Raw genomic sequence first — 21255 nt, forward strand, 5'->3', positions numbered from 1 at the left:
GCGCGGGGCTGTGACATGTGCGGCTCCGCCGCGGGGCGCGACCAGCCACTACGGAGCCGCAGCCGAACGACGGCCAAATCAGCCCGTCCGGCGCTTGAGGACCCGGGGGCCGGGGGCGGAGCCCCCTGGGGGGACCTGAGCCGACCTCAGCCGATGACCCCGCGTACCGCCCGTACAAGGGCCTGCGCCCGCGGATCCGCCGTAACCCCCTTCTGGAACCCGTTCGTCACGTACCCGAACGCGATCCCGGACTCCGGGTCGGCGAAGGCGAGGGGGCCGCCGCGGCCGGGATGGCCGAAGGAGCCGGGGGCGAGCAGCGGGGACGCGGGGCCGTGCAGCATGTAGCCGGGGCCGAAGCGGGTGTTCACGACGAGCACCCGGTCGGGCCCCGCCGACTCCTCCGTACGCGCGAGAGCGAGCGTCGCGGGCGCGAACAGGCGGGCGTGGCCGTCGACTTCACCGATCAGCCCGGCGTAGAAGCGGGCCAGGGCGGGGGCGGTGGCGATGCCGTTGGAGCCGGGCAGCTCGGCGGCGCGGTACGCGGCGGAGTTCTCGTCGGGCGTGCTGAGCGCGGCGAAGGCACGGCGGGTCAGCGAGGACGGGTCCGCGTACGCCTCGGCGACGTTCCGCTTGGGGCGCAGCCGCAGCGCGCTGCCGGCCGGCGGCTCGGGCGGCTCGACGGGCCCGACCCGGCCGACGCGGTGCGCCTGCCCGGCGGGCAGCCCGAGCCACAGGTCGAGGCCGAGCGGCCCGGCCAGCTCCTCGGCCAGCCAGCGCCCGATGGTCCGCCCGGTCACGCGCCGCACCAGTTCACCGACGAGCCAGCTGTACGTCTGCGCGTGGTAGCCGTGGTCGGTGCCGGGCTCCCAGGCGGGGGCCTGCGCGGCGACCGCCTCGGGTCCGGTGCCGAGGTCGGCCATGGCTATGGGGTGGTCGAGCACGGGCACGCCCGCGCGGTGCGAGAGCAGGTGGCGGACGAGGGTCCGCTCCTTGCCGTGGGCCTTGAACTCGGGCCAGTACGTGCCGACGGGGGCGTCCAGGTCGAGCAGTCCGCGCTGGTGCAGCAGGAGCGGGACGGCGGCGGCCACGCCCTTGGTCGCCGAGCGGACGATCTGGGCGGTGCCCTGCTGCCAGGGCTCGTCGCCGTCCACGTCCCGGCTGCCGGCCCACAGGTCGACGACCTTGCGGCCGTGCCGGTAGACCGCGACGGCGGCGCCGCGCTCGCCCCGCTCGGCGAAGTTCTTCACGAAGGCGTCCTCGACGGGCTCGAACCCCGACGCCACACTGCCCTGGACGTCCACGTCCGTGCCCTTTCCGTCTCCTGCTGTGTCCGGCTTCGTCACGTGCCGACCCTCTATGGTGCAACGTTCATCCACCGATGCGGATTCCGGGGCGCTCAGGGGGCTGCGCGCAGGATTTTCGGGCAGGCGTCGGGGCGAGGAGGAAGCGGAGCTGGTGCGACTGCCGTGCGCTACCCCTGATCGTGGCTGCTCAACCACCCGATCACTGCGGCGCTTTGTCCGGTATGTCACGTGAGGCGGAACTCACTTCACCCAGGGCACCACCTGGAAAATATGCGACATTAGGGATGTATCGCCGGAACGCCGGAACGCCCTGAGTGTTCGCCGTCAGTTCGATGATTTGAGGAGCGCGCGATGTCCGCCGCCGTGGTCGAGGAAAAAGCACGGGCCCATCTCGTCACCGACGCCCCGGACGGCCACCGAGCGATCCGCGTCGCCCTGCGGTACGACCCCGAGGCCCCGGACGCGGACATCCGCGTCGCGGTCCCCGGATCGCCGGGCGACATCGAGTGGGACCTGCCGCGCGCACTCCTGGAGAAGGGCCTGCGCACACCGACCGGCAGCGGCTCGGTACGGGTCTGGCCGTGCGGCCGGGTGCAGGCGGTGATCGAGTTCCACTCCGAGTCCGGCGTGATGGTGCTGCAGTTCGACTGCGTCGCCCTGGTCCGCTTCCTGCGCCGCACGTACGCGGTCACGGCCACCCCCACCACGTCTTCCACCGTGTGAGTCACCCGTAGGCAGCGGCCGGGGCCCGGGAGCGTTCGCTCCCGGGCCCCGGCCCTCTCCGTACAGCCCCTGATCAGACCCCGGCCAACTCCCGCTCCTTGTCCGGCCCCTCGGGCCGCGCGCCGGAGGAGTCGCCGAGCCGCTCGCGCAGCTGCTCGCCCTCCACGTCGACGTCGGGCAGGATCCGGTCGAGCCACTTCGGCAGCCACCAGGCACGGTGCGAGAGCAGCGCGAGCACGGCGGGCACGATGGCCATCCGTACGACGAACGCGTCGAAGAAGACCGCGATGGCCAGGCCGAAGCCGATCATCTTGACCATCTGCTCGCCGGACCCGATGAAGCCCGCGAACACCGCGATCATGATCACCGCGGCCGCCGAGACCACCCGGGCCCCGTGCTTGAACCCGCTGACGATCGCCTGGCCGGGCCGCTCCCCGTGGACGTACGCCTCCCGCATCCGCGTGACCAGGAAGACCTCGTAGTCCATCGCCAGGCCGAAGACCACGCCCACCATGAAGATCGGCATCATCGACATGATCGGGCCGGTCTGCTCCACCCCGAACAGCGAGCCGAGCCAGCCCCACTGGAACACCGCGACGACCGCACCGAGCGCGGCGACCACGGAGAGCAGGAAGCCGAGCGCCGCCTTGAGCGGGACGAGCACCGAGCGGAAGACCACCATCAGCAGCAGGAAGGCCAGGCCGACGACGAGCGCGAGATAGGGCAGCAGCGCCTCGTTGAGCTTCTCGGACACGTCGATGTTCATCGCCGTGGTGCCGGTGACCATGGCCTTCGCCCCGGTCTCCGCGGTGATCCCCGTGCCCGCGTCCCGGATGTCGTGCACCAGCGTCTCGGTCTCGGCGCTGCTCGGCTTGGACTTCGGTACGACGGTGAGCATCGCGGTGTCGCCGGCCTTGTTGAACTGGGCCGGGGTGACCGCCGCGACCCCGTCCAGCTTCCCGACGGTACGGGCGACCTGGCCCGCGGCCGCCTTCGGATCGTCGGCCTCGGCCGCGTCCACGACCACCATCAGCGGGCCGTTGAAGCCGGGGCCGAAGCCCTCGGAGACCAGGTCGTACGCCTTGCGCTGGGTGGTGCTGGTCGGCTGCGCGCCGTCGTCCGGCAGACCGAGCTCCAGCTTGCTCGCCGGGAGCGCGACCACGCCGAGCCCGATCACGCCGACGAGCAGCACGAGCAGCGGCTTGCGCAGCACGAAGCGGGCCCAGCGGGTGCCCATGTTCTCCTTCGACGCGGACTCGGTGGTGCCCTGACGAGCCTTACGGCCCACCACATGCTTCCCCGCGTACCCCAGCAGCGCCGGAATCATGGTCAGCGCGATGAGGACCGCGATCGCGACCGTGCCCGCCGCCGCGATGCCCATCTTCGTCAGCATCGGGATGTTGACGACGGCCAGGCCCACCAGGGCGATGACGACGGTGAGTCCGGCGAAGACGACCGCGGACCCGGCGGTGCCCACGGCCCGCCCCGCGGCCTCCTCGCGCCCGCGCCCCTCGGCCAGTTCGGCCCGGTAGCGGGAGACGACGAAGAGCGCGTAGTCGATGCCGACGGCGAGGCCGATCATCATCGCGAGTGTCGACGTGGTGCTGGACAGGTCGAGTGCCGTGGCGAGCGCGGTGATCGTGGAGACGCCGATGCCGACGCCGATCAGGGCGGTGAGCAGCGGCAGTCCGGCCGCGACGAGCGAGCCGAAGGTGATCACGAGGACCACCGCCGCGACCCCGACGCCGATGATCTCGGTGGCCCCGGTCTCGGGTACGGCCTGCAGCGCGTCACCGCCGATCTCGACGGTGAGCCCCGCGTCCCGCGCCTCGGACCCGGCGGCCTTCAGCTCCTCGCGCGAGGACTCCTCCAGGTTCATCCCGGAGACGTCGTACGAGACCTGGGCGTACGCGGTCGAGCCGTCCTTGCTGACGGCCTTGGCCTGGTACGGGTCGACGACGGAGGCGACCTCGTCGCCGCCCTGCAGCTCCCGTACGACCTGTTCGACGGCGGCCTTGTGGGCCGGGTCGGTCATCTTCTCGCCGTCCGGCGCCTTGAAGACGACGCGGGCGGTGGCCCCGTCGGCCTTGGCGCCCGGCGAGCGCTGCTCGATCAGGTCGAAGGCGCGCTGCGCCTCGGTGCCGGGGATGGAGAACGAGGTCGAGCCCGTGCCCGACGCGTTTGCGGCGCCGACACCCGCGAGGGCGAGCAGCGCGACCCAGATCAGGACGACGAAGTGCCGTCGCCGGAACGAGAACCGGCCGAGTTTGTAGAGGAACGTGGCCACTGGGGCTACTCCCGGTCAAGTCGTGGTGTGTTCAGGGCAGGTCGAACCGGCCCGACGACGTGAGCGGTGCGTCAGGTGGGGCGGTACGGGAAAGGTCAGATGCCGAGGGCGGGGAGGACCACAGCATCGACGTAATCGGCGAGGAAGGCCTGGTCGGGCGCTCTGTCCTCGATGAGCTGCCGGGCCACGAAGGCACCGACGATCATGTGGACGACGTACCGCAGGGCGGGGTGGCCCTCCTGCACCTCGCCCCGTTCGACTGCGCGCCGCAGCAGCGCGTCGAGCCCCGTCAGCTCGGGCTCGAACAGCAGCTCCCGCATCGCCTGGTGGAGATCCGGGTTGCCGTGGATCGCCTGGGCGAGGCCCCGCATCAGCGCGGAGTCCTTCTCCAGGCGGCAGTCGTCGATCCGGTCGACCACGGCGTGGAAGTCGCCGCGCAGCGATCCCGTGTCGATCTCCGTGAGGCTGACCGGCTTGTCCGAGCGCAGCGCCCGGACGACCAGCTCCGGCTTGCTCCCCCACTGGCGGTAGAGGGTGGCCTTGCTGGACCTGGTGCGGGTGGCGACGGCGTCCATGGTCAACGCGTCGTACCCGACCTCGCGCAGCAGGTCGAGCACGGCCGCGTACAGCTCGGCCTCGCGCTCGGGGGTGATGCGGCTGCGCGCCACGGTGGGCTCCTTCCGGACTCCGAGGTGAACGAAACCGTTTCGTTCACTTAGAGAGTACACACCGGCAAGCCCCTCCGACGATTGCCTGTTCGGGTTGCCGCACCCTTCGGACGGGAAAAGCATGGTTGGGTGAGAGACGCCGCATACCTCCGTTTTCCGCATCTGCACGGCACCCTCCTCTGCTTCGCCGCCGAGGACGATCTCTGGGTGGCCCCCATCGCCCCGGAGGGAGCGGTCCCCGAGCGAGCCTGGCGGCTGACCGTGGACCGCACCCGGGTCGGCCATCCCCGCTTCTCCCCCGACGGCACCCGGATCGCGTTCACGACCTGGCGCAGTCTCGACCCGGAGATCCATGTCGTCCCGGTCTCGGGCGGACCCGCCACCCGGCTCAGCTACTGGGGCAGTACCGACACCAAGGTGTGCGGCTGGTCCCCCGACGGCGACATCCTCGCCGTCGCCTCCCACGGCCAGCCCTTCTCGTACTTCACCTGGGCCTACTCCGTGCACACCGACGGCTCCCCCGGCGGCCAGCTGCCCTGGGGCCCGGTCGACGACATCGCGGTCGCCGACCTCGACGGGGAGCGCCGCACCCTGCTGCTCACCGGCCGGCCCCCGCACGAGCCGGCCGCCTGGAAGCGGTACCGCGGCGGCGCCACCGGACGGCTCTGGCTGCACGGCGAGCGGCTGCTCCCGGATCTGCACGGGCACTTCTCCAGCCCGATGTTCGTCGACGGCCGGATCGCCTTCCTCTCCGACCACGAGGGCATCGGCAACCTCTACTCCTGCCGTCCCGACGGCTCCGACCTGCGCCGCCACACCGACCACGACAGCTTCTACGCCCGGCACGCCTCCAGCGACGGCGAGCGGGTCGTCTACCAGTGCGCGGGCGGGCTGTGGATCGTGGACGAGCTGGGTCCCGCCTCCAAGCCCCGCAAGCTCGACGTCCGCCTCGGCGGCCCGCGCGCCGGGCGTCGCGTCTACCAGGCCCCGGCGGCCAGCAACCTGGACGCGCTCGCCGTGGACGAGACGGGCCGGGCCAGCGCGGTCGTCGTCCGCGGCAGCCTCTACTGGCTCACCCACCGCGACGGCCCGGCCCGCACGATCACGGACAGCCCTGGCGTACGGGTCAGGCTGCCGGAGATGACCGGCTCGGGCGGCCAGGTCGCGTACATCACCGACGCGGACGGCGCGGACGCCGTCGAGATCGCCTACCTGCCGCGGGCCAGCGGCGACCGGGAGCCGCGCCGGCTCGCCTCGGGCGAGCTCGGCATCGTCCAGGAGATGATCGCCGACCCGGACGGCGAACGCCTCGCCATCGCTTCGGACGACGGGCGGCTGCTGCTCCTCACTGTGTCCGAAAATGCGGCTGCCGCCGCGGGGACGGAGGAGTCCACCGAGGAGGTCACCGAAGAAGTCACCGAGCTGATCCGGTCCATCAACGGACCCGTGCGCGACCTCGCGTTCTCCCCCGACGGGGCCTATCTCGCCTGGTCGCACCCGGGGATCGGCCGCTCGCTGCGGCAGATCAAGCTGGCCCGGATCAAGGACCGCACGATCGTCGACGTCACCAACGGCCGCTTCGAGGACGAGAATCCGGTGTTCACGCGGGACGGCCGCTATCTGGCGTTCCTGTCCTGGCGCGGCTTCGACCCGGTGTACGACGTGCACACCGGCGACCTCTCCTTCCCGCTCGGCTGCCGCCCCTATCTCGTACCGCTGTCCTCGGCGACGCCCTCGCCGTTCGCGCTCTCGCCGGACGGGCGGCCCGCGGCGGGCGGGCTCGATCCGGCCGAGAACGCGGGCGAGGGCAACATCGTCATCGTGGAGACCGAGGGCCTGGAGAACCGGGTCACGCCGTTCCCCGTGGCCGCCTCCAAGTACTCAGCGCTGCAGCCGGTGAGCGACGGCGGCCTGGTCTGGATGCGCTGGCCGATCTCCGGCGCGCTCGGCGAGACCTTCGCCAACCCCACGGACACCTCGGGCCGGCCGAGTCTGGAGCACTTCAACATCGCCAAGGCCCGCAGGACCCAACTGGTCGACCACCTCGACATGTTCTCGCTCAGCGGCGACGGCAGCCGCCTGGTCGTCGTCGACGAGGGCGACCTGCGCGCCGTGCCCGCCACCGAGCCCGGCGACGGCGACTCCACGGTCTGGATCGACCTGCGGCGCGTCATGCACGAGGTCGACCCGGCCGCCGAGTGGCGCCAGTCGTACGCGGAGGCGGGCCGGATCATCCGCGCCTACTTCTGGGACCCCGGCATGTGCGGAGTCGACTGGGACGCGGTGCTCGACCAGTACCGCCCGCTCGTCGAACGGGTCGCGTCCCCCGACGAGTTCGCCGACCTGCTCCGCGAGGTCCTCGGCGAACTGGGCACGTCGCACGCGTACGTCACGCCCGCGCGGCGCAACGAGGGCCCGCCGCACTACCAGCGCGCCCAGGGCCTGCTCGGCGCCAACCTGGTCTGCCGGGACGGGGTCTGGCTGGTCAAGCGGATCCTGCCCGGCGAGTCCTCGGACTCCAAGGCCCGCTCCCCGCTCGCGGGCGCCGGCATCCGCGAGGGCACGGCGCTCACCCACGTCGACGGCCGGCCGGTCGACCCGGTGACGGGCCCCTATCCACTGCTCGCGGGCGCGGGCGGCACGACGGTCGAGCTGACCTTCAAGCCCGCCGAGGGCGAGGGGCGCGCGCGCCGCGTGGCGGTGGTCCCGCTGGTCGACGAGCGCCCCCTGCGCTACCAGGACTGGGTGGCCAAACGCCGGGCAGTCGTACGGGAGTTGAGCCACGGCAAGTGCGGCTATCTGCACATCCCGGACATGGGCGGCTCCGGCTGGGCCCAGTTCAACCGCGACCTGCGCATGGAGATGTCCCGCCCTGCCCTGATCGTGGACGTACGAGGCAACGCGGGCGGCCACATCAGCGAGTTGGTGGTCGAGAAGCTCACCCGCACGATCCTCGGCTGGGACCTGACCCGCAACGCCCAGCCCGTCTCGTACGCCTCAAATGCCCCGCGCGGCCCGGTCGTTGCCCTCGCGGACGAGGCGACCTCATCCGACGGCGACATGATCACGGCCGCGTTCAAGCTGCTCGGGCTCGGACCGGTCGTCGGGCAGCGCACCTGGGGCGGCGTGGTCGGCATGACCGGGCGGCACCGGCTCGGCGACGGCACGGTCATCACGGTGCCGATGAACGCCGCGTGGTTCGACGCGTACGGCTGGGAGATCGAGAACAAGGGCGTCGAGCCGGACCTCGAAGTGCTGCGCACCCCGCTGGACTGGGCGGAGGGCCGGCACGCCCAACTCGACGACGCCGTAAGGCTCGCGCTCGACCTCCTGGAGCGGCACCCGGCGGCCGTACCGCCGGACCACTCCGACGTCCCGGACCGACGCCGGCCGAAACTGCCGCCGAGGAGGCCGTGACCTGGCCGGTCACGGAGCGCAACGGATCGAAATGCGGCTTTCATCCCCTCATGCAAGGCTGGGTCACGCCCCACCCCACCACTTCCCAGGAGTGAAAACACATGGGCATGAAGGACCAGTTCAACGAGAAGTCCGAAGAGCTCCGCAACAAGGCCAAGGACGCGATGGGCTCGCAGGAAGAGACCTCGCAGCGCGGCCAGCAGCAGCAGCGCGGCCAGCAGGACCAGCGCGGCCAGCAGGAGCAGCAGCGCGGTCAGCAGGACCAGCAGCGCGGCCAGCAGGACCGTGAGCAGTCCTCGGAGCGCGGCTCGGACCTCCGCGAGGAGCGCGAGCGCACGACGCAGGAACAGCAGGACCGGTTCAACCAGAACTACGAGTCCTGACGCTCGCCGCAGGCACTGAAGGTGCGCCCGTACGAAACGTACGGGCGCACCTTTCTGCGCTGCTGCGGGCGTCCGGCCTCAGCCCCGACGAGCAGCGTCGTCCGCCGCACCCCCCGCTCCGACGAGCCCCCGCGAAACCTCCCCGAGCCGAGGCTCGAACCTCCGCATCTCCCGCTGCCCCACGGTCGCGATGATCCCCGGCAGATAGCCCCGCAGGGACTGCATGCCACGCAGCCACCACTGCGCGTACACATGCGCCGAGCGCCGCTCGATCCCCGCCACGATCCGGTCGACGGCAGGGCCGAGCGGGTACGTCTTGTTCGACGGCCACGGAAGGCGCTGCCGCAGCTCCCGCATCACGTCGTCCGAGTCCGCCCCGCGCACCATGTCGGTGTCGGTCCACGACAGGTAGCCCACGCCGACCTTCACGCCCTTGTAGCCGACCTCGGCGCGCAGCGAGTGCGCGTACGCCTCCACGCCGGACTTGGACGCGCAGTACGCGCTCATCATCGGCGCCGGGGTGAGCGCCGCGAGCGAGGCGATCTGCAGCAGATAGCCGCGCGACTCCATCAGGACCGGCAGGAACGCGCGGCCGGTCACGGCGGAGCCGATCAGGTTGACCTCGATCACCCGCCGCCACGCCACCGGATCGGACTCGGCGAACGGGCCGCCGCTGGCCACCCCCGCGTTGGCGACGACGATGTCGACCTTCCCGAACCGCTCCTTGACCTCCCGCGCGACCCGCGCCATGGCCTCGTGGTCGGTGACGTCGGCGTGCCAGTAGTCGCTCTCGCTGTGCAGCCGCTCCGAGACCAGCTTCAGCTCGTCCGGTTCGAGCCCGACGAGCGCGACCTTGGCCCCGCGCGCCGACAGCTTGCGGGCGAGCAGCTCACCCACGCCGCGCGCCGCCCCGGTGACGACGGCGACCTGCCCCTCCAGGCTGACCTTGCTCATGCGCCCTCCCTGACCTTTTCGTTCCGTACGTACGTACCGACGAGTTCCCGGATCTTCCCGCTGACCACCCCGGGCGCCTCGACCGGGGTCATGTGGCCGAGTCCCGCCAGCTCGGTGAGGCCCACGCAGTTCGGCAGCGCGGCGACCAGGGCCCGGGAGTGCACGGCGGGTGTCATCCGGTCGACGGCACCGACGAGCACGGCGGTCGGCACGGTCAACTTCCGTACGTCCGCGGCCAGATCGAGCGTGTCCAGTACGTGCGACCAGCCGTACCGCACGAGGCGCGGGCAGGCGTGCACGATCCGGGCGCAGGCCTCGACCTGGTCCGGCGCCGAGCCGGGGCCCATGGTCGCGAACCGCAGCACCTTCTTCCCGACGGGTGTGACCGGCCCGAGCGGGGCCCGCGAGCCGAGCACCGACTTCGTCAGCCGCCGGCGCAGCTTCCCCGCGCGGATCGGGACGACGGTGGACTCGTCGAGGAGGTTCCACCCGCCGGTGCTGCAGAGCAGTACGGCCGCCGCGTGCTCCTTCAGCTTCGCGCGCCCGGCAGCGGCCATCAGCGTCATACCGCCCATGGAGTGCCCCGCGAGCACGGCCTTCTCGCCGGGGGCGAGGGTCGCGCCGAGCACCGCCTCCAGGTCGTCGGCGAGCGCCCGCGTGCTGTAGCCGGAGGCGTCGGGCGCCGCCGGGCTGCGCCCGTGCCCGCGCTGGTCGTACGCGACGACACGGTGATCGCGCGCCAACTCCCGTATCTGCGCCGCCCAGAAGGCGGTCGAGCAGGTCCAGCCGTGCGCGAGCACCACGACGGGTGCCGTGGGGTCGTCGAGGGGGCCGTGCATCTCGACGTGGATGCGGGAGCCGTCCGCGGAGACCGCGGTGAGCTCGCGGGCGGCGGCGGGCGGGGCGTAGGGCCCGGATGCGGCGTGGGTCAGTCGGCTCATGCTCCTGCCTCGACCTTCTTCTTGCGGCCCTTCCCGGAAGGCTGCCCCGCCTCGACGCCCTTGGGCGGCCGTACGACCTCGTACTCCCCGAGGTCCACGCGCTTCGTGGCCGCGCGGAACTCGGTGGTGGTGCCGGGCCAGATGGTGGTGTTGACGCCGTTCTCGTCGAGGTACCAGCTGTTGCAGCCGCCGGTGTTCCACACGGTGCGCTTCATCCGCTCCTGGACCTTCGCGTTCCAGGCGGTGACGGCGGCGGGCCTGGCGTCGAGCGCCGCGCTGCCGCCGAGGACGTCCAACTGCCGCATGTAGTCGGCGAGATAGTTCAGCTGGGCCTCGATCATCAGGATCATCGAGGAGTTGCCGAGCCCGGTGTTGGGGCCGATGACGGTCAGGAAGTTGGGGAAGCCGTCGACGGCGGCGCCGCGCATCGACTGCACGCCGCCCTTCCAGTGCTCGGCGAGCGAGCTGCCCCCGGCGCCGATGACGCGCTCCGCGATCGGCATGTCCGTGACGTGGAAGCCGGTGCCGAAGATGATCGCGTCGACCTCGGCCTCGGTGCCGTCGGCGGCCACGACCGTGTTGCCCCGCACCTCGGTGAGACCGCTCGCGACGACGTCCACGTTGGGCTGCGCGAGGGCCGGGTAGTACGTGTTGGACAGCAGGATGCGCTTGCAGCCGATGCGGTAGTCCGGGGTCAGCTTGGCCCGCAGCGCCGGGTCCTTGATCGCGCGCCGCATGTTGGCCTTGGCCAGGGACTCGACCAGGCCCAGCTCGTTCGGCCGCTTGGTGAAGGCCTGCACCTGGAGTTCCCGGAGGCCCCACAGCACGCCGCGCCGCGCCTGCGTGGTGAACGGCAGCTGCCGGTGCAGCCAGCGCTCGACGCCGCTGATGGCCCGGTCGGCGCGCGGCATGACCCACGGCGGGGTGCGCTGGAAGAGGGTGAGTCCGGCGACCTCGCGCTGGATCGCGGGCACGATCTGGATCGCCGAGGCACCCGTGCCGACCATCGCGACGCGCTTGCCGCGCAGGTCGTAGTCGTGGTCCCAGCGCGCCGAGTGGAAGACCTTGCCCTCGAAGGAGTCGATGCCGGGGATGTCCGGCGTCTTCGGGTCGGAGAGCGGCCCCGCCGCCGAGACGACGACGTCGGCGGTGAGGTGCCCGCGTACCGTCTCGATCTCCCAGTGCAGCTCCTCGGCGTTCCAACGCAGCCGCGTCACCTCGGAGTTGAAGCGGATGTGCGGCCGCAGCCGGAAGACGTCCGCGACATGCTCCAGGTACGCCCGGATGTGCCGCTGCCCGGAGAAGGCGCGCGGCCAGTCCGGGTTGGGGGCGAACGAGAAGGAGTACAGGTGCGAGGGCACGTCACAGGCGCACCCCGGATAGCTGTTGTCCCGCCACGTACCGCCCACGGCGTCGGCCCGCTCCAGGACGACGAAGTCGGTGATGCCCTCGCGGCGCAGCCGGACGGCGGCACCGAGCCCGCCGAACCCCGACCCGATCACCGCCACCCGCACGTGCTCGCGCTCGCGCTCCTGCTCGGCCATGCCGCCGCCTCCCGCACTCCACGACTATGCCAGTGATTACTGGCGCAGTTCGGAGAGTAGAGCAGCTCCTTACTCATGGGTAGGGGTCTGGCCGAAGAAAGTTACCGCCGGTATTCCCACCCGTCGCCCGACCGCCGCCCCTCAACGAGGCCCTTACGGGCCACAGTGCTTGCCATAGGGTCGGGGCGTGCCCGAAGAACCGCAGAACCGCACCCCCCGCGAATACCGCATGGACGAACTGGCCGCGGCGGCCGGCATCACCGTGCGCACCCTGCGCTTCTACCGCGAGCGCAAGCTGCTCCCACCGCCCCGCCGCGAGGGCCGCATCGCCTGGTACGACGAGCACCACCTGGCCCGCCTGCGCACGATCACCGCACTCCTGGAACGCGGCCACACCCTCAACGCCATCGCCGACCTCACCGACGCCTTCGAGGCCGGCCGCGACGTCGGCGAGATCCTCGGCCTCGCCGGAGCCCCCACCGAGGAGACCCCGGTCCGCCTCACCCCCGAGGAGCTGGCGGACTACTTCGAGGGCGAGGTCACCACGGAGAACCTCCAGGCGGCCCTGGACCTCGGGTACATCGGCACCGACGGCGACGAGATCGTGCACATCAGCCGCCGCCTGCTCGACGTCTCGGCGGCCCTCGTCCGCGAAGGCGTCCCGCTCGCCGAGGTGCTCGCGGCCGGCCGCCAGGTACGTGAACACGCCGACGCCATGGCCGAGTTGTTCATGACGATCCTGCGCGACCACGCCCCCGAGTCCGCCCCCGAGAAGCTGCGCCCGCTCGCGAAGGCGGTCGTGGAGGCGGAACTCTCCCTGGCCATGGACCGCCGCCTCAGCAATCCGTAAAGCCCGGGCGCCCAGGGGACGGGGAGACGCCCCTAGGCCCTGTCTTTCAATCTCCCGTCGTCGCCCGAAGGGCGGCCCCGCGGCGTCAGGTGCGTGCTCTCGGCGTGCCGGGCGCAGGCCCTCGTAGCGGAGCTACTTGGGTCTTCGCCCGGTGCGGCGAGTGGGGGTCCCCCCGGCCGGAGGCTGGGGGAGCGTGCATGACGCCGCGGGGCAGACGGGAGATTGAAGACAGGGCCTAGAGGTCGTAGACCACCGTCACCGGCGCGTGGTCGCTCCACCGCTCGGCATGCGTCGCGGCCCGCTCCACGTACGCCTTGACCGCCTTGCCCGCGAGGCCCGGGGTCGCCATCTGGTAGTCGATCCGCCAGCCGGTCGAAATAGATTCCAGTACGCTCCCAGCCATGACGAACCAACTGCGGGCGCTGAGCGCCATCCGACTGTCCGTCAGGACGGATGAGACGACGTCACCAGGCCGTCAACGCGCTGCCAACTCCAATGAGGCCGCACGCCGTGGCGCTGTCATCGTCGGTGAGGCTGAGGACCTGGACGTCTCAGCGACGAAGACGACGCCGTTCAACCGGCCGGAGCTGGGCGCATGGCTGGCCCGCCCGGACGACTTCGACATGATCATCTGGTGGCGCATGGACCGCGCCGTCCGCTCCATGGCCGACATGGCAGAGCTGGGCCGCTGGGCGAAGGAGAACGGGAAACTCCTGGTCTTTGCTGAGGGCCCTGGCGGTGCCCCGCTGGAGCTGGACATGCGGACCGTGTCGCCCGTGTCTGAGCTGATCATGATGATGCTGGCCTTCAGTGCCCAGATGGAGGCGCTGGCCATCCAGGAGCGCGTCACGGGCGCCCAGGCGGCCCTCCGCACCCAGGGTCGGTACTCCGGCGGCCTGGTCCCGTACGGGTACGGGAAGGTGAAGAACCCTGACGGTGAGGGCTTCAAGCTGGCTCCCGATCCGGACGCCGTGAAGGTCCTGTCCGGCATCATCCGTGACGTCCTGGACGGCCAGTCCCTCACTGCCGTCGCCATGGCGCTGAATGAGGCAGGGACCCTGGTCCCTCGCGACTACCAGGCCGTGAAGGCTGGCCGCGAGCCTGGCGGGATGCGCGCCGGTCGCCGTCACGACCGCTTCAAGTGGACGGCGGGGACCCTGTCCAAGGTCCTCCGGTCCCCCGCGCTGATGGGGTACCGGCTCCACCAGGGGAAGCCTGTCCGGGATCGCGACGGGAACCCGGTCCTGATCGGGGAGCCTGTCCTGTCGCGGGAGGAGTTCGACACCCTTCAGGACCACCTCTCCACGCTGACGCCCCAGAAGAACCGCACCCGCAAGGACACCCAGGCCATGCTCCTGGGCGTCGCGAAGTGCCGTGGGTGCGGCGGGAATCTGTACCTCTCGAAGCGGGCCGGAGGCATGGACTACAACTGCCGCGCCACGGCCAGGGGCGAGCGGTGCCCGGCCTCCGCTGGCATCCGCGCTGACTGGCTGGAGGCGTACGTGGAGGCGGAGGTCATGGCCCGCATCGGGGACTCCCAGATGACGAAGGTCATCACGCACAAGGGGTACGACCCGACGCCAGAACTCCGGGAGGTAGAGGCGGAATTGCGCGCCCTGTACGCCGACAAGGACTCTCGCAAGTCCCGAACTGGCCGGATGATCTGGCAAGAGGAGGTGGACGCCCTGGAGCGCCGGGCAGAGGCCCTTGAGGCGACGCCCCGCACGGAGGCCCGGACGGAGACCGTGGAGACCGGCGAGACGTACGCCAGCTTCTGGGCCCGACATGACGCCGCTGGCCGCCGCCAACTCCTCCTGGATGCTGGCGCACGCGCGACCGTGGCGAAGGGCCGTTCAGGCGGAGGGGCTGAACGGCTGAAGGGCCCGGCACCTGAGCGGCTGAAGTTCACGCTGGCGTCTCATGAGGACCTTCACGCGGCGCGCCTGGAAGAGGTCGAAGCGGAGGAGTACGCCGCGTCGTACGAGTGACTCGCTGAACAGCACCACAACTGTTCACGACAGGGCCCCTGGCTTCGGCTGGGGGCCTTCGTCATGCCGCTGACCTGGCGTTACCGATGGCGGGATAGGTCCTCACCTGTAGTTGATGGGAGGGCTGCTACGGCGCCTTCTCACATCCTCCCCGGTCTATGGGTAGGGGCCGCTACGGCGCCTCACTCAAACGGGAGAGGTTCTCTCCGGTAGAGAGGTGAGGCACGCTACGGCGCCTCCTCCGTTACTCCATCGCATGCGGTCGGCACCCCCTTCGGACCCGCAGCGTCAACGACACCCGGCGACTGGGTCAAGTCGCGTAGGGCCCTGGCTGACGCCAGGTCTCGACCCAGGCAGGGGTGCCCAGGGTTGAGACGCCGCGTCGGATGGGGCCCTTTTCTGTTTCCCGCCGCGCGTCGGGTCATCACGCGCACCTCCTGATGGGTCACAGCGTCCCAGGTCGGCATCCAGTCGCCCTGGGCGCTCCGCCATGCCCGCAGGAGAACCCACACGACGACCGCAGGAGGTCACTTCAGTGAGCACCAACAACAACGTCCCCGGAGTCATCCCGGTCATCACGAAGTCCTGGGATGGCGTCTGGCTCTACACCTTCCGCTGCCCGCTGTGCTCCAAGCTCCACACGCACGGCGGAGGCGGCGGCGAGCACCCAGCACGGTTCGGCGTCCGCGTCAGCCACTGCAAGGACGACCAGGGCGTTTACGACATCGTCAACCCCACTCCGCTGCCGGGTCGTCCGGACCTAGCCTCTGGGAGCACGAAGTGAGTACGCCTACTCTCTCCGGCGCCTACGAGACGTGCCCCGTCTGCCGCGTGGCTGACGCTATCTGGGTCGACACCGCCAACGGCGTCCCGTACTTGGACCTGTTCTGCGACTGCGACCCTGTGTCCGTAAGCGAGGCCCGCACCCCTGCCGCTGACGCGCCCCTGTGGCGCCCTGGGTCGCTTGCTGAGACGGACCTGGCCGCGCGCCTGGGGGTCGAGTACCTGAAGGGCCGGTACGTCGCCTGGGGCCGTTCACGCTGGTCCCGCTGGACCGGCCAGGTCTGGCAGCACTGTGACGAAGCGGAGGCGTACGGCGCCATGCGTGCCGCTGTCGGCTCCCTGGTCGACGCTGAGACGGCGGCAGCGAACCGCGCCCTGGAGGGCGCCATGACAGCGGCGAGCAGGGTCCAGGACGAGGACCGGGCAAAGTCGGCCCGCGCTGAGGCCACGGCGGAGCACGCACGCCGGATGAAGGCCCTGCGGAACCTGTTCTGGGTCGGCCGGATCAAGACCCTTCTCCAGGGCGCCAGGGAGGTCCTGTACGTCAGGTACGAGGACTTCGACACGCACCGCGATCTGCTGAACGTCGCGAACGGTGTCGTGAACCTCCAGACCGGCGAACTGGCCGCGCATGACCCAGAGTTGATGTTTACGAAGATCAGCCCGACTCGGTTCGTGCCTGGCGCTGAGCATGCCGACTGGGCGGCGGCCCTGTCAGCGATGCCGGACGACGTGGCCGACTGGATGAAGGTTCGCTTCGGCCAGGCAGCGACCGGCTACGCGGCGTCTGACGACGTCGTCCCGTTCCTGTTCGGCGGTGGCGGTAACGGCAAGTCCTCCGTCCTCGCTGGCGTCATCGGCGCACTGGGCAAGGCTGAGGGCAACGGTTACGCCACGATCATCCCGGACAAGGTCCTTCTGGGCTCTCAGAACGACCACCCCACGGAGCTGATGACGCTGAAGGGCGCCCGCTTCGGCTACATCGAAGAGCTACCGGAGGGCGACTTCCTGAACGCTGTCAGGCTGAAGAAGGCAGCGGGCACGGACGGCATGACGGCGCGCTACATCGGCCAGGACTCCGTCTCCTGGACAGCGACGCACAGCCTGATGGTCACCACGAACCACCAGGTCCGCATCGACGCCGTGGACAACGGCACCTGGCGCCGCCTGGCCCTGGTGAACTTCCCCGTACACCTTCGACGGCAGCGACCCCGCCAGGCCGAAGGACCCCACGCTTCGCCAGCGCCTGAACGACGGCCACGGCGGCCAGCACGAAGCGGCCCTGGCCTGGCTGGTCGACGGCGCACAGCGCTGGTACGCGGCTGGCCGGATCATCCCCGCCATGCCGGACAGCGTCCGCGCAGACACCGACCAGCGGCGCCACGGCAGCAACAAGGCAGTCGAGTTCCTGGACGAGTTCACGGAGCCCGCTGAAGGCCACGCCATCCCATCAGCCCAGGTGTTCCAGGCGTTCACGGAGTGGGCCAGGAGCAACGGTCAGCGGCAGTGGTCGGCGGACACCTTCTGGTCCCGCGCTGAACAGCACGCCTGGTTTCGGAACGGGAAGGCCGACCGACCCCGGAACCCTGTCCGAACCTCACAGTGGACGATCCAGGGCCAACAGGTAGCCAGGGCCCGACTGGTCACGGGCCTGCGCTGGACTGACGGCACCGGTCCGGCATCAGCGGAGGACGCGTTCCCCGGCCTCACCCAGTAGCCGCCTGCCCGGCACAGGTGGCACAGGCAATTTCGCCAGATCTCATACGTAACTCGATACGTAGGGATTCGGCCAGAACAGCCTGTGCCACCTGTGCCACCTCCTCCCCGCCACTGCCGCTGTCTCCCCCGCTGACTCCTGGAGCCCCCTTGCCGCGATCTCTCCTGCCCTCCTCCGACTCCTGGACCTGGCTGACCGCCTGGCCGCCCCCGCCGATCGGCTCCTGGATCTTCTCGGAACCGCCGATCCACCCAACTCCCCTGACTCCGCAACGGAGTCCATATCCAGCCGCCCCTATCAGGGCACCTGACTACCTGAAGGAACCTCCCGTGAACGACTCCCCTTCCCCTGCCGACATGCCTCCGCGCGCCCCATCCCCGGACGCTCTCCAACGCAAGGCGGTCCGCGATCTGATCACGGGTACCGCGCTGAAGCTGACCGCCTCCACTGACATCGACCTGGACGCCATGGAGGCGCTGGCGAAGCTCCTGGACGCCCAGACGCGGTCTCATGAAGTCGGCCTGAAGCGGGCTCAGTTCTACGCCGCGAAGGCATCGAAGGAGGCCAGCGCGTGAGCACGAAGCCTCAGGACCTGGAGTACGCGCCGCTACTCGACTTCGCCTTGCCGAAGGTGTCGTACGCCGACCCAGACGGGGTGACGTTCGATATCGCCCTGTATCACGCAGTCACGACGGTTCTGCGGGACGCGGGCCTCCCCACGATTCCGATGGGGTCGTTCACACGACTCGTGCGCGCCGCTGGCTTCGCTCGCAAGTCCTGGAGGAACAAGGGCCGCCAGACCTGGTACTTCGCTGGCCTGAACCTCCGCGAGGACGCCCCGTAGCGGGCCCTGAAGCCCTATCCCGCCTCCCTGGCATCCGACGTCCAGGGGGGGTCCCGCCAGGCTCGACAGACGCGCGCCTGGCCCCTTCTCACCCCTCACTCCTGAAGGAGATTCCCCGTGTCCTACGAAGACCTGAACGTGCCCGCTGCCAGCCAGCTTCAGAACGCCCCGGCTGCCCCTGAGTACGTCGATACCACGCAGCTTCCCCCGGCGGAGATGCTGCCGGGGTCGCTCCTGCCCCTCCTGGAGACCAGGGACGCCGCGTACGAGCGCTGGGTGGACCACCAGGGCGAGTACAGCCTCCTGCTCAGCGACGGCTGGGAGAAGAGCTACGAAACCAGGGACATGGTGGCCGCTGCCGAAGCTGTCGTGAACGGCCAGGACCCCCTGAAGATCCCCTCTGAGCTGGCTGAAGCCCGGGACCTGCGTCCCCGCGTCATCGGCGCTGCCCGTGCCCTGGCCCGTGACGTCATCGCGAAGGATCGCGCCCTGGCCGCCGCCTTCAAGCGCCAGGTGCGGGACCTGGTCCCCGACGCTGGGCAGGGCCTGAAGGAGGCTGCGGAGGCGTACCAGGAGGCGGAGCGGGCGTTCCACGCTGCCCGGTCGCGCTTCGGTGCCGCCGCCAACTACCGGCGGTTCCTGTTCAAGTGGGCGGGCGTGGAGCGTCCGGACTTCAACCTGGGCGGGATGCCGCTCCGTGGCGACGGCCTCAACGTGATCGCCGCCCCTGGCTCCATGGAGATCCGCGAAGTCATCGACTCGTTCAAGGACGTTGGCATGACGGACGTGTTCGGCGAAGAGGGCACGCCGGACACCACGCCGACCCTGGTGACGGTCCGCAACACGAAGACCGGGATGGAGCTTCAACTGTCCCCGGACCAGGCGCGGGCCGTGGTCGGCTCCTCCAACAACTCGTTGGACCTGGTCATCCTGGACGACAGCGACGCTGACGCCTCCTGACACCCAACACCCGTGCGGAGCCTGCCCAGTTGACCGCTGCCAGGCTCCCCACTAGGCCCCTGAAGGAGGCCCCATGAAGGTGAGTGTCCCCTTCGCCCGTTCCTTCGAGTTCGGCGGCACCGTCCGCCATGCAGGAGACGAACTCGACTTGCCGGATGACGTCGCCGTGAACCTCATGCGCGCTGGATTGGTCGTAGCCCTGGACGACGTCCCTGACGCCCTGTACCTGCCTGACGCTCCCTCACCCCGGCAGGCTCCCGCCAGCCCCGCACAGGGCCGCACAGAGCCTTCAGCGGACCAGGACGCCCAGGCCAGTGCCTGCGATGGCGAATGCGACCCTGGCCCCCAGCCGAAGGGCACACGCTCCATGCAGACGTGCCCTGTCGCTGGCTGTCCCTGCCCCACCTGGCGCGGCAAGTGCCGTGCGCACGCCCGGTCGTCCAGCACTGGCCGCCGGTACCGAGACAGCTACCGATCATCGCAGCGAGACCGCTGGGCCCGTGCCAGCCGTGCGTACCTGCGGGAGCATCCCTTGTGCGAATCGGAGTCGTGCTCCGCCATCGCTGCGCCCCTGCGCCCTTCAGCCACTGAGGTGGACCACGTGGACGGCTTGGGCCTTCAGGGTCCGCGATCCTTCGACCCGAGCAACTGGCAAGCGCTCTGTAAGTCGTGTCACTCACGCAAGACAGCGAGCGAATCATTCGGCCGCTGACGCCGACACCGCGCGCTCTGTCTTGCCCCTGTGTCGCTGCCTGGCACGTGATGCGTTCACGTTGCGTGACTAAGGGGGTGGGGGGTGCCCCCCTGCCCCCCGGGGGCCCTCAGCGCTGGGGAGGGCGGTCAGAGGTGCTCTCGGGCGAAAATCCGGGGCCGCGCACGCTGCGTGACCAGAACGACCTCAATCGATCATGGAAGGAGGCCACGTCGTGGCCAACGATATCAACCTGAAGCGCGGGAAGTGGGGCGGCGGCACACGTGCCGTCGAGCTGCCCGCCGAGTGCCCGCACCCCGTGCCGGACGTCCCGGCAAACCGTGCCCACTGGGCCGACTGGCAGCGTGAGCGCTGGGCGGGCATCTGGGGCGGCCCGGCGGCGGTCCTGTACGACGACTCCCAGATTGGCGCCGTCGCCCTCCTGGTCGACCTGGAGGCGGCCCAGGCTTCAGGGTCTCTACAAGCGGCCCAACTCACCGAGTACCGGCGCCTGTTGGCTGATCTGCTCCTGACGCCCCAGGCCCTGTCCGGCGCCGGTTTCCGTCTCCCGGGGTGGCCGTCATGAGCGCCCGCCGCCGTGCCATTGCCGCCGCTGCCGAGCGTGCCAGCGTCGAGCCTGACAAGACTGTCGACCGCACGGACTATGAGGCGCTGGACCGTGACCACACAGTCCATATGGCGCTCCTAGACATGACGATCGGGACAGCGGACGTCGAGCTGAACCGCATCCGCGCCGAGCACGCCGCGTGCGCGTCGGCAGACTGCCCGCACCTGGAGGCATTCGACCGCCATGAGGCCCGGATGCTGGCCAAGGGACAGCCGTGGCGGATGTCGCCGGAGCCACGACACAAGAGGCCCCGGTGACCGGCCGACCGGCCGACCGGCGGAGCCAACGCCGACCGTCGCGGACATCCTGGCCGTGATCCTGGAGATCCGCCGGGACCTGGCCGCCGCCTGCCGCGCCCCTGTCCGTGCTCCCGTGAACTCTGTCCGCCGCAGACGCTCCGCCCTGTCCGCTGTCGGGTCAGGCTGACGGCCAGGCGCAATGCCATGGGCCTGGCCGCCGCCTGTCCGCGTCTGTGTTCACGGTGTCCGCATGTCCGGACACGACGAAGCCCCAGTGACCGCCTGTCCGCCAGGCTGGCCGCTGGGGCTTCTGTCGTTGTCCGCGCCTGTCCGC

20 protein-coding genes and 1 pseudogene are annotated in these 21255 nt (G+C 70.6%); 14 read left to right on the top strand and 7 right to left on the bottom strand.

Translation table 11 applies throughout. The features are described 5' to 3' along the window. Window positions 1-146: 146 nt before the first annotated feature. Window positions 147-1301, bottom strand: coding sequence for a serine hydrolase domain-containing protein (locus RCO28_RS30400; RefSeq protein WP_308944633.1), 1155 nt, complete (start codon window positions 1299-1301; stop codon window positions 147-149). Window positions 1302-1655: 354 nt separating this feature from the next. Here RCO28_RS30400 and RCO28_RS30405 point away from each other — a divergent pair, with 354 nt between their 5' ends. Further along, window positions 1656-2027: an SsgA family sporulation/cell division regulator gene (locus RCO28_RS30405; RefSeq protein WP_308944518.1), complete on the top strand. Its 372-nt coding sequence runs from the start codon at window positions 1656-1658 to the stop codon at window positions 2025-2027. Between the two features lie 73 nt (window positions 2028-2100). Here the strand turns inward: RCO28_RS30405 and RCO28_RS30410 are convergent, their stop codons facing one another. Together RCO28_RS30410 and RCO28_RS30415 are read right to left on the bottom strand one after the other, a co-directional pair. Beyond that, on the bottom strand, window positions 2101-4314 hold the full coding sequence (locus tag RCO28_RS30410) for an MMPL family transporter (protein ID WP_308944519.1): 2214 nt from the start codon (window positions 4312-4314) through the stop codon (window positions 2101-2103). Window positions 4315-4409: 95 nt separating this feature from the next. Beyond that, window positions 4410-4982, bottom strand: coding sequence for a TetR/AcrR family transcriptional regulator (locus RCO28_RS30415; protein WP_308944520.1), 573 nt, complete (start codon window positions 4980-4982; stop codon window positions 4410-4412). A 129-nt stretch (window positions 4983-5111) separates the two neighbouring features. Here RCO28_RS30415 and RCO28_RS30420 point away from each other — a divergent pair, with 129 nt between their 5' ends. Both RCO28_RS30420 and RCO28_RS30425 read left to right on the top strand, forming a co-directional pair. Then, window positions 5112-8399, top strand: coding sequence for a S41 family peptidase (locus RCO28_RS30420; protein ID WP_308944521.1), 3288 nt, complete (start codon window positions 5112-5114; stop codon window positions 8397-8399). Between the two features lie 101 nt (window positions 8400-8500). Then, on the top strand, window positions 8501-8782 hold the full coding sequence (locus RCO28_RS30425; RefSeq protein WP_308944522.1) for a hypothetical protein: 282 nt from the start codon (window positions 8501-8503) through the stop codon (window positions 8780-8782). Between the two features lie 78 nt (window positions 8783-8860). Here RCO28_RS30425 and RCO28_RS30430 read toward each other — a convergent pair whose 3' ends face one another. From RCO28_RS30430 to RCO28_RS30440, 3 genes are read right to left on the bottom strand one after another with little or no spacing between them, the layout of a single operon-like run. Next, window positions 8861-9736: an SDR family oxidoreductase gene (locus tag RCO28_RS30430; RefSeq protein ID WP_308944523.1), complete on the bottom strand. Its 876-nt coding sequence runs from the start codon at window positions 9734-9736 to the stop codon at window positions 8861-8863. Next, window positions 9733-10677 (bottom strand): alpha/beta hydrolase, encoded by a 945-nt coding sequence (locus RCO28_RS30435; RefSeq protein ID WP_308944524.1) that lies wholly within the window; start codon window positions 10675-10677, stop codon window positions 9733-9735. Before RCO28_RS30435 ends, RCO28_RS30430 begins: the two co-directional genes overlap by 4 nt. Further along, window positions 10674-12221, bottom strand: coding sequence for an NAD(P)/FAD-dependent oxidoreductase (locus tag RCO28_RS30440; protein WP_308944525.1), 1548 nt, complete (start codon window positions 12219-12221; stop codon window positions 10674-10676). Before RCO28_RS30440 ends, RCO28_RS30435 begins: the two co-directional genes overlap by 4 nt. A gap of 229 nt (window positions 12222-12450) precedes the next feature. Here RCO28_RS30440 and RCO28_RS30445 point away from each other — a divergent pair, with 229 nt between their 5' ends. After that, window positions 12451-13071 carry a MerR family transcriptional regulator gene (locus RCO28_RS30445; RefSeq protein ID WP_308944634.1) on the top strand — a complete coding sequence of 207 codons (621 nt, stop codon included), beginning with the start codon at window positions 12451-12453 and terminating at the stop codon, window positions 13069-13071. 235 nt (window positions 13072-13306) lie between these two features. Here RCO28_RS30445 and RCO28_RS30450 read toward each other — a convergent pair. Then, a pseudogene (locus RCO28_RS30450) lies at window positions 13307-13444 on the bottom strand (exodeoxyribonuclease III); the annotation flags it as partial. Window positions 13445-13472: 28 nt separating this feature from the next. Between RCO28_RS30450 and RCO28_RS30455 the strand changes: the two are divergent. The 10 genes from RCO28_RS30455 (at window position 13473) to RCO28_RS30495 (ending at window position 20939) form a co-directional block, all read left to right on the top strand. Continuing rightward, window positions 13473-15059 (top strand): recombinase family protein, encoded by a 1587-nt coding sequence (locus tag RCO28_RS30455; RefSeq protein WP_308944526.1) that lies wholly within the window; start codon window positions 13473-13475, stop codon window positions 15057-15059. A 535-nt stretch (window positions 15060-15594) separates the two neighbouring features. Further along, window positions 15595-15843: a hypothetical protein gene (locus tag RCO28_RS30460; protein WP_308944527.1), complete on the top strand. Its 249-nt coding sequence runs from the start codon at window positions 15595-15597 to the stop codon at window positions 15841-15843. 47 nt (window positions 15844-15890) lie between these two features. Next, entirely contained in the window at window positions 15891-17276 is a 1386-nt protein-coding gene (locus tag RCO28_RS30465; protein ID WP_308944528.1) for a phage/plasmid primase, P4 family, read from the top strand. Then, the gene (locus RCO28_RS39495) at window positions 17185-17559 is read left to right on the top strand and encodes a primase-like DNA-binding domain-containing protein (protein ID WP_374991281.1); all 375 of its coding nucleotides are present in this window, start codon (window positions 17185-17187) and stop codon (window positions 17557-17559) included. The genes RCO28_RS30465 and RCO28_RS39495 overlap by 92 nt, the downstream gene beginning before the upstream one ends. A 329-nt stretch (window positions 17560-17888) precedes the next feature. Then, window positions 17889-18134 (top strand): hypothetical protein, encoded by a 246-nt coding sequence (locus tag RCO28_RS30470; protein ID WP_308944530.1) that lies wholly within the window; start codon window positions 17889-17891, stop codon window positions 18132-18134. Beyond that, entirely contained in the window at window positions 18131-18403 is a 273-nt protein-coding gene (locus tag RCO28_RS30475; RefSeq protein ID WP_308944531.1) for a hypothetical protein, read from the top strand. Before RCO28_RS30470 ends, RCO28_RS30475 begins: the two co-directional genes overlap by 4 nt. Before the next feature lie 117 nt (window positions 18404-18520). Then, window positions 18521-19363 carry a hypothetical protein gene (locus RCO28_RS30480; RefSeq protein ID WP_308944532.1) on the top strand — a complete coding sequence of 281 codons (843 nt, stop codon included), beginning with the start codon at window positions 18521-18523 and terminating at the stop codon, window positions 19361-19363. A 367-nt stretch (window positions 19364-19730) separates the two neighbouring features. Beyond that, entirely contained in the window at window positions 19731-20075 is a 345-nt protein-coding gene (locus RCO28_RS30485) for an HNH endonuclease signature motif containing protein (protein WP_308944635.1), read from the top strand. 214 nt (window positions 20076-20289) lie between these two features. Further along, window positions 20290-20640, top strand: a complete 351-nt coding sequence (locus RCO28_RS30490; RefSeq protein ID WP_308944533.1) for a hypothetical protein — start codon at window positions 20290-20292, stop codon at window positions 20638-20640. After that, window positions 20637-20939, top strand: coding sequence for a hypothetical protein (locus RCO28_RS30495; RefSeq protein ID WP_308944534.1), 303 nt, complete (start codon window positions 20637-20639; stop codon window positions 20937-20939). The genes RCO28_RS30490 and RCO28_RS30495 overlap by 4 nt, the downstream gene beginning before the upstream one ends. The last annotated feature ends 316 nt before the right edge of the window (window positions 20940-21255 follow it).

Source organism: Streptomyces sp. LHD-70 (assembly GCF_031157275.1).
In the GTDB taxonomy this organism is placed as follows: domain Bacteria; phylum Actinomycetota; class Actinomycetes; order Streptomycetales; family Streptomycetaceae; genus Streptomyces.